A 12,718-nucleotide genomic window follows, 5' to 3' on the forward strand; every position below is an offset into this window, starting at 1 on the left:
TTTTATAGGAGAAGCGCCGATAAGAAACATAGGGGAGAAGTGAAAGTGAAAACATTAACCGTAAAGGAAATTAAAGAACATCTTCAATCGGTGAAAGATGAATACGACCCTTTTATCGAGCAGTGCAAACAAGATGAGCGGAAAAGCGTTCAGGCGCTCATCAACGCATGGCTGAAGAAAAACCAAAGGCTTTCGGCAATGCGGGAAGCATGGCAAGCGATGACGGCATTTGAGCGGTCGCTGAAGGCAGAGGGCTATCGGTATATTGCGGGGATCGACGAAGCCGGCAGGGGCCCTTTGGCAGGACCGGTCGTGGCCGCCGCCGTCATCTTAAAAGAAGACTGCGAGATATTGGGTTTGACGGATTCCAAGAAACTGTCAAAGCAGAAAAGGGAAGATTACTATTCGTTCATAATGGAAGAAGCGCTTGCTGTCGGCGTCGGAATAGCGGATGCAGCCAGGATTGATGAAGTGAATATTTACGAGGCATCAAAGCTGGCGATGATAAAAGCTGTTCAAGCGCTGTCCGCAGCTCCCGATTATTTGTTAATAGATGCGATGTCACTTCCTTTGGAAACAAAGCAGTCATCGATTATAAAAGGAGACGCGAAAAGCGCATCGATCGCTGCCGGCGCATGCATTGCCAAAGTGACGAGGGACAGGCTTATGGAGGAATATGCTGCAAAATATCCGCTGTACGGATTTGAAAACCATAAAGGCTACGGCACGAAGGAACACCTTGCAGCCCTTGCCAAATATGGACCGTCGCCCATTCACCGAAGATCGTTCGCCCCTGTTCAAGCCTATTTATAAATCCGAAAAGGGGGCAGGATGCTGATGATGCTGAACGACATACATAACAGCTTGATTAAACAATTTGAAAAGTCGGATTCTCTTCAGCGGATGACTGGGACAGAGACGGACCAGAAACGGCTGATGCTCGGCAAAGTTCTCCGTTTCATCAGCGGGGAGTTCGCCGAAATCCAAATCGGCAATACGAAATGGCAGGGAAAACTGGAAACACCGCTTGCCGCAAATACATACTACTGGTTTTCCTATGAGAAGAAGCCGGGTGAACAGACAGGCAGGCTCCAGGTCGTCGAGGCTTTTGACAAAAATCCGAAGACAATGCAGGAAGCAGCTGTAAAGCTGTTAAACGGTCTCTCATTGAAAAGAACGAAGGAAGCCCTATTCCTGGTCGGATCGCTGCTGAAAGAGCAGCAGCCCATCAGGGAAAACGATTTAAAGGCCGCTGTCAAATGGCTTGAAAATCTGCCGAAAGCAGAGGCGCAAAAAGGCGCGGACGCCGTTATGTTCGCGCTGAAACGCGAGCTCCCGATCCATCCGGGCGTGCTGAATTCGATCTTGGCCGTGAAAGAACCGGTTCCCCTGCACAACCAGATCGCCAAAGCCTTTGACATGATCAGCAGAGAACCGCAGCAGACGGCTGGTTTGGAGAAGCTGAAACAAGCGCTGTTGTCGATTATACAAGCGGAGACCGATGTTCAGGGTGAAAAGGTTGTTCAGGCGTTGAGAGAGCTGGCGGGAGCGGCGGCGAAAGAACCGCAGCAGACCGCCCAGCCTCTCCGGCCGGCTGTTGCAGCCGAACGGGATTTCCCTCAGCAAATGCCGCCGTTCAAACCGGCGGGAGCTGAAACGGCAGCGGTTCAGCCGAAATCGCAGGGGCCGGAAGCCGCTGCGGCAGAAGGACTGCTCGCGAAACTGGCCGCTCAGGCTGAACAGAACGGGACACACGCCGTCAAAGAAGCGGTGAACTGGATCAAAGCAGCTGAAGCGAAACAGCCTTTGCGGCTTCCGGCCGGCCTGGGCGCATTGTCGGAAAAAGAGGCGGAAATATTGCAGAATATTATCAGGGATACAGCGCCTTCTTTGACGAATAAAGCGGATGTGCTCTCCCTTCTCATTAAAACGAAAGACCTTTTCGGCGTCAAAGATGAGCTGACGCTTATGAAAGCGATTGAAAACGGAGGAGCATTAAAGGATCAAGGTTTGCATTCGCTGAAAATGGTACTGAATGAGGCGAGGCATTCGCAGGAGCTTTCTGCGCCTCTCAAACAGGAAGCTGAGCAGATGTTTCACCGCTTGAACGGCCAGCTGTTTCTGCAGCAGGACCAGTCAGCGCAAAGCCAGCTTTTTCTTTCGTATCCTCTCTTTTCAAAGCACGGTGTTCAGGACTTGACGGTTTTCTTAAAGGGAAAAAAGAAGGATGACGGAAAAATCGACCCTTCCCAATGCCGCCTCATGTTTTATCTGCAATTGGAGGGGCTGAAGGAAACGGTTGTCGATTGCTTTATCCAGCAAAACGTCATGACGGTGTCAATTGAGACCGGGTTTGATTTGGAGCCGCTCATTGAACCTCTCATCCCCCGTCTGAAAGAAAATCTGAAAGAGCTTGGCTACAGCTTGTCAAGCGTTACGGCGAAAAAGCGGGAGAGCCTTGAACTCGCGCCGTTTTTGGAACGTGAGTTTGAACAGGCTGCAGAAGGCATACTGGATGTGAAAATATGAAGGAATCTCTATTGAGAAGGGCTGTCGCGCTTCACTATGATGAAATGAAAGACAAGGCTCCGAAAGTGGTTGCCAAAGGATCGGGTCTTACGGCCGAAAAGATCATTGAAGAAGCGAAAAAAGCCGGTGTTCCGATTCAGGAGGATCCGACGCTTGTCGAATTGATGCGCCATTTGGAGCTTGACGATCATATCCCGGAAGAGCTTTATGAAATCGTTGCCGAGATCTTTTCGTTCATCTATACATTGGATGAAAAAATGAAAAAGAGGGAATGACCTTTGCGAAAAAGGCATTCCCTTTATTAATTTTTATATTTTCAATAAAATAAAAGTTTGAATGTTTAGAAGGATTTTACGATTTCTCATCGAAACCTAGACAATCGTTCTATGATTATATAAAATGAAAGCGCAGTCTATTTTTATTTTTGCTACATAAGTTAGGAGGATGGGAAATGAATATCCATGAGTACCAAGGGAAAGAGGTCCTCAGAAAATACGGAGTGGCTGTTCCGGAAGGTAAAGTGGCATTTACAGCTGATGAAGCGGTCAAAGCAGCAGAATCACTGTCAAGCTCGGTTTATGTCGTGAAAGCTCAAATTCACGCAGGCGGCCGCGGCAAGGCAGGCGGGGTAAAAATTGCAAAATCAAAAGACGAAGTAAAGGCCTATGCGGATGAGTTATTGGGGAAAACGCTTGTCACGCATCAGACAGGTCCTGATGGCCAAGAAATAAAACGCTTACTTATTGAAGAAGGCTGCGATATTAAAAAGGAATACTATGTCGGGCTTGTTCTTGACAGAGCGACATCGCGCATCGTGCTGATGGCTTCTGAAGAAGGCGGAACAGAGATCGAGGAAGTCGCCGAAAAAACGCCGGAAAAAATCGTCAAGACGGTCATTGATCCGGCTGTCGGACTGCAAAGCTACCAGGCGAGAAAAATCGCTTTCGCCATCAATATTCCAAAAGAACTGGTCGGCCAGGCGGTTAAATTCATGATGGGCCTGTACCGGGCTTTTGTTGAAAAAGACTGTTCCATTGCCGAAATCAATCCGCTCGTTGTAACGGGTGACGGGAAAGTCATGGCGCTTGACGCCAAGCTTAATTTCGACAGCAATGCCCTATACAGGCAAAAAGACATATTGGAATACAGGGATCTTGATGAAGAAGATCCAAAGGAAATAGAAGCATCAAAATATGACTTAAGCTATATTTCACTCGATGGAAACATCGGCTGCATGGTCAACGGAGCGGGACTTGCGATGTCGACCATGGACATCATTAAACACTATGGAGGAGAACCGGCAAACTTTCTTGACGTAGGAGGCGGCGCAACAGCCGAAAAGGTAACCGAGGCATTCAAAATCATTTTGTCTGATCAAAATGTCAAAGGGATCTTCGTCAATATTTTCGGCGGCATCATGAAGTGCGACGTGATTGCCGAAGGTGTTGTGGAAGCGACAAAACAAGTCGGGCTGACATTGCCGCTTGTCGTTCGTTTGGAAGGAACGAATGTGGATCTCGGCAAGAAGATCCTCGATGATTCAGGGCTCAACATTACGTCTGCGGAATCAATGGCTGACGGCGCGCAGAAAATCGTATCCTTAGTGAAGTAAGAAAGGCAGGGGACCAAAATGAGTGTATTTATTAATAAAGACACAAAAGTCATCGTTCAGGGGATTACAGGTTCAACCGCTTTGTTTCATACAAAGCAGATGCTTGAATACGGAACGAAAATTGTCGGCGGCGTAACGCCGGGCAAAGGCGGAACAGAAGTTGAAGGAGTGCCTGTGTTCAATACGGTGGAAGACGCGGTAAAAGCAACGGGAGCGACTGCATCTGTTATTTATGTGCCGGCGGCTTTTGCGGCAGATGCGATTATGGAAGCCGTGGACGCGGAGCTGGAGCTTGTCATCTGCATCACCGAACACATTCCGGTGCTTGACATGGTAAAAGTGAAGCGGGTTATGGAAGGCAAAAAAACACGGCTGATCGGACCGAACTGTCCGGGTGTCATCACGCCTGAGGAATGCAAAATCGGCATCATGCCGGGGTATATCCATAAAAAAGGCCATGTCGGCGTTGTGTCGCGGTCTGGAACGCTTACATATGAAGCGGTTCATCAGCTTTCCGAAGCCGGCATCGGCCAGTCGACGGCAGTCGGCATCGGCGGAGACCCTGTAAACGGCACGAACTTCATCGATGTGTTAAAAGCATTTAATGAAGATCCTGAAACACATGCCGTGATCATGATCGGGGAAATCGGCGGAACGGCTGAAGAAGAAGCGGCTGAATGGGTGAAGGCAAACATGACCAAACCTGTCGTCGGCTTTATCGGCGGAAAAACGGCGCCTCCAGGAAAGCGTATGGGCCATGCCGGCGCGATCATTTCAGGAGGAAAAGGCACGGCTGACGAAAAGATCAAAACGATGAACGCCTGCGGAATCGAAGTTGCGGAAACACCTTCAGTCATGGGCGAGACGCTCATTAAAGTGTTAAAGGAAAAAGGCCTTTACGAGACCTGCAAGACTCACTGACGGCCGATATCGCGGGAATAGTCCGAATGGTCTATTCCTGCTTTTTTCATCATGGAGATATCGTATGATACTTTCAAAAAACAGAATTATTTTTCTGAAAAATCAAGCTGGAGGTTTTTGAATGAATGATCAGAGCGAGCTGTTGATTTTGCTCCGCCTGTATGGAATCCTTTCGCCTTCCCTGTTATCCAAATGGTGGAAGGAAGATCCTTCTTTATCGCTTTCAGAAGAAACATCCCATCCTCTAAAAAAGCTGTCAAATGAAAAGATCAGTGCAAGCTCCATCCGTAAGCTCGCCGAAAAAGAGCTTCCAAAAGCAAAACGGCTGATAAAAACCTACAGCGATAACGGAATCGGCATGATCGCGATTTCGTCCCCTGACTATCCAGCCTGTCTGAAAACGATTCACGATCCGCCCCCCGTTCTTTTTTTAAAAGGAAAGAAAACGTTTCTTAATGAAAACCGCCTTATCGGTATCGTGGGTACCCGAGATCCTTCATCATACGGAAAAAGCGTTGTCCGCCACCTTGCCGGGGAGCTCAGCAATAAAGACTGGACGATCGTCAGCGGGCTCGCAAAAGGGATTGACGGTCTTGCCCACAAGGAGACCATCCGTACAAACGGAAAAACGATCGGCGTCATCGCCGGCGGATTCGACCACATATATCCCCGTGAAAACCGTCTTCTTGCCCGGCACATGGCGGAAAGTCATTTGCTGGTGTCAGAGCACCTTCCCCATATAAAACCTCAAAAATGGCACTTTCCGATGAGAAATCGGCTGATCAGCGGCTTAACCGAAGGAATCGTTGTCATTCAAGGCAAAGAAAGAAGCGGCTCGCTCATTACCGCCTATCAGGCGCTGGAACAGGGAAGAGAGGTATTTGCGGTGCCGGGTTCAATTTTTGACCAGAACTCCCAAGGCCCGGCCAGATTGATCCAGGAAGGGGCGAAACTTGTAGCCGGCATTGATGACATTCTCGACGAACTTCCGGGTTTTAAAGTGCAATATACGGATCCTGTTTAGAATTATCGTTTGACAAACCGTATACGAATATTTAATAATAGTGAGGATTTCAAGTTTAAACGCTTTAATCGGCGTTCATCATATAGAAGGATAAAAATCAGACACTTTCATTAACAATAAAGACTATATAAACGACGATTATGCTGAATACAATAAAAAGGCTAAATTGAAAAGAGAGAGAACACCTCTTGAGGGGGATAATGTTATGTCCGAATACTTAGTCATCGTGGAATCGCCTGCAAAGGCAAAAACGATTGAACGATACTTAGGAAAAAAATACAAAGTGAAAGCATCGATGGGGCATGTCAGAGATCTGCCGAAAAGCCAAATGGGAGTTGACATCGAGCGGAACTTTGAACCAAAATACATTACGATTCGCGGAAAAGGTCCGGTTCTGAAGGAATTAAAGACGGCTGCGAAAAAAGCGAAAAAAGTCTATCTCGCAGCCGACCCCGACAGGGAAGGGGAAGCCATTGCATGGCACCTTGCCCACAGTCTTGATTTAGATTTAAATTCAGACTGCCGCGTCGTATTTAATGAAATCACAAAAGACGCGATCAAAGATTCGTTTAAGCATCCGCGCATGATCAATATGGATCTTGTTGATGCACAGCAGGCGAGAAGGGTCCTTGACCGTCTTGTCGGCTATAAAATCAGTCCGATTTTATGGAAAAAGGTCAAAAAAGGTTTAAGCGCCGGACGCGTTCAGTCTGTCGCGCTCCGCTTGATCATTGACCGCGAAAAAGAAATCAACGAATTTAAGCCTGAAGAGTACTGGACGATTGAAGGCTCTTTCCTAAAAGGAAAAGAAACATTTGAAGCCAGCTTCTTCGGAATACGGGGCGAGAAGCATCCGCTCAAAAGCGAAGATGATGTAAAACAAATCCTTTCACAGATCAAAGGGAACAAATTTGCAGTCACAAAGGTTACGAAAAAAGAGCGGAAACGAAACCCGGCTCTGCCGTTTACGACTTCAACCTTGCAGCAGGAAGCTGCGCGCAAGCTGAATTTCCGGGCGAAGAAAACGATGATGATCGCCCAGCAGTTATATGAAGGAATCGATCTCGGCAAAGAGGGAACGGTCGGGTTAATCACTTATATGAGAACGGATTCAACCCGGATCTCAAATACTGCTCAAGAAGAAGCAGCTTCTTTTATCGGCGAAAACTACGGAAAAGAATTTTTGGGAAGCAAACGAAAGCCTGCCAAAAAAAATGAAAACGCCCAGGATGCCCATGAAGCCATCAGACCGACTTCAGTGCTGAGGAAACCTGCTGATCTGAAAGCTGTATTGGGCAGAGACCAGCTTCGCCTTTATAAGCTGATCTGGGAGCGCTTTGTTGCGAGCCAAATGGCCCCGGCCACTTTGGATACGATGAGCGTAGACCTTGAAAACAACGGATTGACATTTCGGGCGAACGGCAGTAAAGTCAAATTTTCAGGTTTTATGAAGGTGTATGTTGAAGGCAAAGATGATCAAATGGAGGAAAAGAACAAAATGCTCCCTGATTTAACTGAAGGGGATACCGTTCTTTCCAAGGACATTGAGCCTGAACAGCACTTCACACAGCCGCCTCCGCGCTATACGGAAGCAAGGCTCGTCAAAACCCTTGAAGAGCTGGGCATCGGGCGTCCGTCGACTTACGCGCCTACGCTGGACACCATACAAAAACGGGGATATGTGGCGCTCGATAATAAACGCTTTTTGCCGACGGAGCTCGGTGAAATCGTACTCGAACTGATCATGGAGTTTTTCCCGGAAATCATCAACGTCGAGTTCACGGCCAAAATGGAAAAAGAGCTTGACGATGTCGAAGACGGGAACATCCAATGGGTGCAAATCATCGATTCCTTTTACAAGGACTTTGAAAAGCGTGTGGAAAAAGCGGAAGCCGAGATGCAGGAAGTCGAAATCGAACCCGAATATGCGGGCGTCGACTGTGAGAATTGCGGCCACCCGATGGTGTATAAAATGGGCCGCTACGGCAAATTCATGGCCTGCTCCAATTTCCCCGACTGCCGCAATACGAAGCCGATCGTCAAAGAAATCGGCGTCAAATGCCCGTCCTGCAAAACCGGAAACATCGTTGAGCGGAAATCGAAAAAACGCCGCATCTTTTACGGCTGTGACCGTTACCCTGAATGCGAATTCGTGTCATGGGATAAACCGCTTGAGCGCAAATGTCCGAAATGCGGGGACATGCTTGTTGAGAAAAAGCTCAAAAAAGGCGTTCAGGTGCAATGCGCGGGCTGCGATTATAAGGAAGAACAACAAAAGTAGCGGTGAGCAGGGCTTTGCTCACCTTCTTTGTTGTGTTAAAAGAACAATTCAATTCATAAATTAGGAGATGTAAACAATGAATCAAACAGTTAATGTCATAGGAGCCGGACTTGCCGGAAGCGAAGCGGCATGGCAGCTGGCCAAACGGGGAATCAACGTCCGTCTTTATGAAATGAGGCCTGTAAAACAGACGCCGGCGCATCATACCGATAAATTTGCAGAGCTTGTCTGCAGCAACTCCCTTCGCGCCAATTCTTTAACGAATGCAGTAGGAGTATTAAAGGAAGAAATGCGGATTCTCGACTCGGCGATTATCGCCGCGGCTGATGAGTGTTCAGTACCTGCCGGCGGAGCGCTTGCCGTTGACAGACATGAGTTTGCCGCGAACGTGACGGAAAGGGTGAAAAATCATCCGAATGTTACAGTCATCAATGAAGAGGTGACATCAATCCCTGAAGGACCGACGATCATCGCGACAGGCCCGCTGACGTCCGAGGCGCTGTCAGAGCAGCTGCGGCGGCTGACCGGCGAAGATTATCTGTATTTTTATGATGCTGCTGCACCGATAGTCGAAAAGGACAGCCTTGATATGGATAAAGTATATTTAAAATCACGTTATGACAAAGGCGAAGCCGCTTATCTGAACTGCCCGATGACAGAGGAGGAATTCGACCGGTTCTATGACGCGCTCGTATCAGCTGAAACCGTTCCATTGAAAGAGTTTGAAAAAGAGATCTTTTTTGAAGGATGCATGCCGATCGAAGTCATGGCCAAACGGGGCAAAAAAACGATGCTTTTCGGACCGATGAAGCCTGTGGGCCTTGAAGACCCCAAAACGGGAAAACGTCCGTATGCGGTCGTGCAGCTGAGACAGGATGATGCCGCAGGCACCCTCTATAATATCGTCGGCTTTCAAACGCACCTGAAATGGGGCGATCAAAAAGAGGTGCTCCGTCTGATCCCTGGATTGGAACAGGCCGAAATCGTCCGCTACGGCGTGATGCACAGAAATACCTTCATCAACTCACCGAGCCTTTTAAAGCCGACATATCAGTTTAAACAGCGGGACGATCTGTTCTTTGCGGGGCAAATGACAGGTGTTGAAGGCTATGTGGAATCAGCAGCGTCAGGGCTTGTCGCCGGCATCAATGCCGCGCATCTCATCATGGGTAAAGAACTGGTCGAGTTTTCGAATGAAACAGCAATCGGCAGCATGGCCCACTACATTACGGAAACAAACAAGAAAAACTTTCAGCCGATGAATGCGAATTTCGGGCTGTTAAAGGATCTTGGCGTTAAAATTAAAAATAAACAGGAACGAAATGAGCAGTACGCTTTGCGTGCCTTGGAAACGATTCGGAATATTGCGAAAACACTATAGTTATTCATTGCCAGATCATCTTGTTATGTGATAACATTTAAAAGCCCTTTTCGGCGAGGTGGAGTCATGGCAAATGTTAAGAATTTTTTAACTTTATTCATTGAATATTTACAAATAGAAAAGAATTATTCAAAATATACAATTGTGGGTTATATTTCGTCGATTGAGGAATTTGAAACCTTTTTAAAAGTTCAGGGAATAAAAGGTTTTGAGGACGTCACCTATCCGGACGTAAGAATCTTTTTGACGGAGGCACATGAGAAAGGGCTCACACGCAGAACGATCAGCAAGAAAATATCCGCTCTGCGTAGCTTCTATAAATTTTTATTAAGGGAAAAATTAGTAAAAGACAACCCGTTTCAGCTTGTCAGTCTTCCGAAACAGGATAAACGGATTCCGAAGTTTTTGTATGAAAAAGAACTTGAAGAACTGTTTCGAATTTCTGATTTGGATACACCGCTTGGCCAAAGAAACCAGGCGCTGTTGGAACTTCTTTATGCAACAGGGATGCGGGTGAGCGAACTTTGCAGCTTAAAGGAATCTGAAGTCGATCTGTTTTTGGATACGGTACTGGTTCACGGAAAAGGGAGAAAGCAGAGGTATATTCCATTTGGTTCCTATGCCCGCGAGGCTTTGGATCTATATTTTCAAAATGGAAGACGTATCCTCCTCTCAAAAGCAAAGGAGCCCAACCCTTTTGTCTTTTTGAATCAAAGGGGCGGCCCCCTCACTCCAAGGGGGGTCCGCTATATTTTGGAAGAGCTGGTTAAGAAGACTTCAGGTACGTTACATATACATCCGCACATGCTTCGCCACACATTTGCCACTCATTTATTAAATGAGGGGGCCGATTTGCGAAGTGTACAGGAATTGCTGGGACATTCCAATCTTTCTTCCACCCAGGTGTATACACATGTATCGAAAGACATGCTCAGAAAGACTTATATGTCTCATCACCCCCGGGCTCATAAAGGGAAATAAAGGAGGTTCTTTTATGTCATCTTTTCATGCAACAACGATATTTGCCATCCGCCATAACGGAAAATGCGCCATGGCGGGAGACGGCCAGGTCACGTTCGGCCAGGCCGTCGTCATGAAGCATACGGCAAGAAAGGTGAGGAAGCTGTTCAACGGAAAAGTGATCGCCGGATTTGCGGGATCTGTTGCAGACGCTTTCACTCTTTTTGAAATGTTTGAAGCGAAGCTTGAGGAGTACAACGGCAATCTGCAGCGGGCGGCGGTGGAGCTTGCGAAGGAATGGCGCAGCGATAAAATTCTCAGAAAGCTTGAAGCGATGCTGATCGTGATGAATGCCGACAGCCTTCTGCTCGTTTCCGGAACGGGCGAAGTGATCGAACCTGATGACGGGATTCTTGCGATTGGCTCCGGCGGGAACTACGCCCTTGCCGCAGGCCGGGCGTTAAAACGTCATGCCGCCGGGCTGTCTGCGAGAGAGATTGCAAGAGCATCACTCGAAACTGCGGGCGAAATCTGTGTGTATACGAACGATCAGATCATTGTAGAAGAACTTGAATAGAAAGGATATGAGGCATATGGAAAAAAAGCCGCTGACGCCGAGACAGATTGTTGAACGGCTTGACCAGTACATCATCGGCCAGCTCGATGCGAAAAAAGCGGTCGCCGTCGCTTTGAGAAACCGATACAGAAGAAGTCTTCTTGATGAAAAGCTGCGCGAAGAAATCGTTCCTAAAAACATATTAATGATGGGCCCGACGGGTGTTGGAAAAACCGAGATTGCAAGGCGGATCGCAAAGCTTGTCGGCGCACCGTTCGTTAAAATCGAAGCGACGAAATTCACGGAAGTCGGCTATGTCGGCCGGGATGTTGAATCCATGGTCAGAGACCTTGTAGAAACATCCGTCCGTCTTGTCAAAGAAGAAAAAATGAATGAAGTAAAAGGCATTGCCGAAGAAAATGCGAATAAACGGCTCGTGCGCCTGCTTGTCCCCGGAAGGAAAAAACAGACGGGCGCCAAAAATCCTTTTGAAATGCTGTTTGGCGGAAATCAGGATCAGCAAAACGACGATGCGGAAATGCAGGAAGAGTCTGAAATTGAAAACAAGCGGAAGCGGATTGCCCATCAGCTTGCTCTGGGCGAACTGGAGGACCATTATGTCACGGTCGAGGTTGAGGAGCAGCAGCCATCGATGTTTGATATGCTTCAAGGCTCGGGTATGGAACAGATGGGCATGAACATGCAGGATGCGCTCAGCAGCCTGATGCCGAAAAAGAAAAAACGCCGCAAACTCACCGTCAGAGAAGCGAGAAAGGTGCTGACGAACGAAGAAGCGGCAAAGCTTATCGATATGGACGAAGCGGCTCAGGAAGCAGTAATAAGAGCCGAACAGTCAGGGATCATTTTCATAGATGAAATCGATAAAATCGCCAAAAAAAGCGGTGCCTCATCTTCGGCGGACGTATCAAGGGAAGGCGTGCAGCGCGACATTCTCCCGATCGTTGAAGGATCGACTGTCATGACTAAGTATGGCGCGGTTAAAACCGACCATGTGCTGTTTATTGCGGCGGGCGCATTCCACATGGCGAAGCCGTCTGATTTAATTCCTGAGCTTCAGGGCCGTTTCCCGATCCGCGTTGAACTGAAAAAGCTGAGCATTGATGACTTTGTCAAGATTTTAACTGAACCTGATAACGCGCTTCTTAAGCAATACAAAGCTTTATTAAAGACTGAAGGTATATCTCTTGAATTTTCTGACGATGCTATTCGTAAGATTGCAGAAGTGGCTTATCATGTGAACCAGGACACAGATAACATCGGAGCGAGAAGGCTGCATACGATTTTGGAACGGCTGTTGGAAGAGCTCTCATTCGAGGCTCCGGATGTGACGATGGAACATGTGGTGATCACGCCGCAGTATGTCGAAGAAAAGCTAGGTTCGATCGCCAAGAATAAGGATTTAAGCCAGTTTATTTTATAAAAAACAATTAAAT

The 12,718-nt window shown here is 47.6% G+C and carries 11 protein-coding genes; all 11 read left to right on the plus strand.

Annotation, left to right across the window (positions count from 1 at the left end; all coding sequences use genetic code 11):
• The first annotated feature begins 45 nt into the window (after positions 1-45).
• The 11 genes from R5H20_RS09160 to hslU all read left to right on the plus strand — a co-directional run bounded on the left by R5H20_RS09160 (position 46) and on the right by hslU (position 12,705).
• Positions 46-813, plus strand: a complete 768-nt coding sequence (locus tag R5H20_RS09160; protein WP_006638191.1) for a ribonuclease HII — start codon at positions 46-48, stop codon at positions 811-813.
• A 24-nt stretch (positions 814-837) separates the two neighbouring features.
• Positions 838-2,529, plus strand: a complete 1,692-nt coding sequence (locus tag R5H20_RS09165; protein ID WP_006638190.1) for a hypothetical protein — start codon at positions 838-840, stop codon at positions 2,527-2,529.
• Positions 2,526-2,804, plus strand: a complete 279-nt coding sequence (locus tag R5H20_RS09170; RefSeq protein ID WP_006638189.1) for a FlhB-like flagellar biosynthesis protein — start codon at positions 2,526-2,528, stop codon at positions 2,802-2,804. The genes R5H20_RS09165 and R5H20_RS09170 overlap by 4 nt, the downstream gene beginning before the upstream one ends.
• Before the next feature lie 176 nt (positions 2,805-2,980).
• Positions 2,981-4,141: an ADP-forming succinate--CoA ligase subunit beta gene (sucC, locus tag R5H20_RS09175; RefSeq protein WP_006638188.1), complete on the plus strand. Its 1,161-nt coding sequence runs from the start codon at positions 2,981-2,983 to the stop codon at positions 4,139-4,141.
• Between the two features lie 18 nt (positions 4,142-4,159).
• A complete protein-coding gene (gene sucD, locus R5H20_RS09180; protein ID WP_006638187.1) occupies positions 4,160-5,062 on the plus strand; it encodes a succinate--CoA ligase subunit alpha in 903 nt (300 codons plus the stop codon).
• A gap of 121 nt (positions 5,063-5,183) precedes the next feature.
• On the plus strand, positions 5,184-6,086 hold the full coding sequence (gene dprA, locus R5H20_RS09185) for a DNA-processing protein DprA (RefSeq protein ID WP_006638186.1): 903 nt from the start codon (positions 5,184-5,186) through the stop codon (positions 6,084-6,086).
• A 205-nt stretch (positions 6,087-6,291) separates the two neighbouring features.
• Positions 6,292-8,367 carry a type I DNA topoisomerase gene (gene topA / locus R5H20_RS09190; RefSeq protein WP_006638185.1) on the plus strand — a complete coding sequence of 692 codons (2,076 nt, stop codon included), beginning with the start codon at positions 6,292-6,294 and terminating at the stop codon, positions 8,365-8,367.
• A 76-nt stretch (positions 8,368-8,443) separates the two neighbouring features.
• Positions 8,444-9,748: an FADH(2)-oxidizing methylenetetrahydrofolate--tRNA-(uracil(54)-C(5))-methyltransferase TrmFO gene (gene trmFO, locus R5H20_RS09195; RefSeq protein WP_006638184.1), complete on the plus strand. Its 1,305-nt coding sequence runs from the start codon at positions 8,444-8,446 to the stop codon at positions 9,746-9,748.
• A 66-nt stretch (positions 9,749-9,814) separates the two neighbouring features.
• Positions 9,815-10,729 (plus strand): tyrosine recombinase XerC, encoded by a 915-nt coding sequence (gene xerC / locus R5H20_RS09200; protein WP_006638183.1) that lies wholly within the window; start codon positions 9,815-9,817, stop codon positions 10,727-10,729.
• Positions 10,730-10,742: 13 nt separating this feature from the next.
• A complete protein-coding gene (gene hslV / locus R5H20_RS09205; protein ID WP_006638182.1) occupies positions 10,743-11,285 on the plus strand; it encodes an ATP-dependent protease subunit HslV in 543 nt (180 codons plus the stop codon).
• A gap of 16 nt (positions 11,286-11,301) precedes the next feature.
• On the plus strand, positions 11,302-12,705 hold the full coding sequence (hslU, locus tag R5H20_RS09210) for an ATP-dependent protease ATPase subunit HslU (RefSeq protein ID WP_006638181.1): 1,404 nt from the start codon (positions 11,302-11,304) through the stop codon (positions 12,703-12,705).
• Positions 12,706-12,718: the final 13 nt, after the last annotated feature.

The organism is Bacillus sp. KICET-3, assembly GCF_033261025.1.
In the GTDB taxonomy this organism is placed as follows: domain Bacteria; phylum Bacillota; class Bacilli; order Bacillales; family Bacillaceae; genus Bacillus; species Bacillus sonorensis.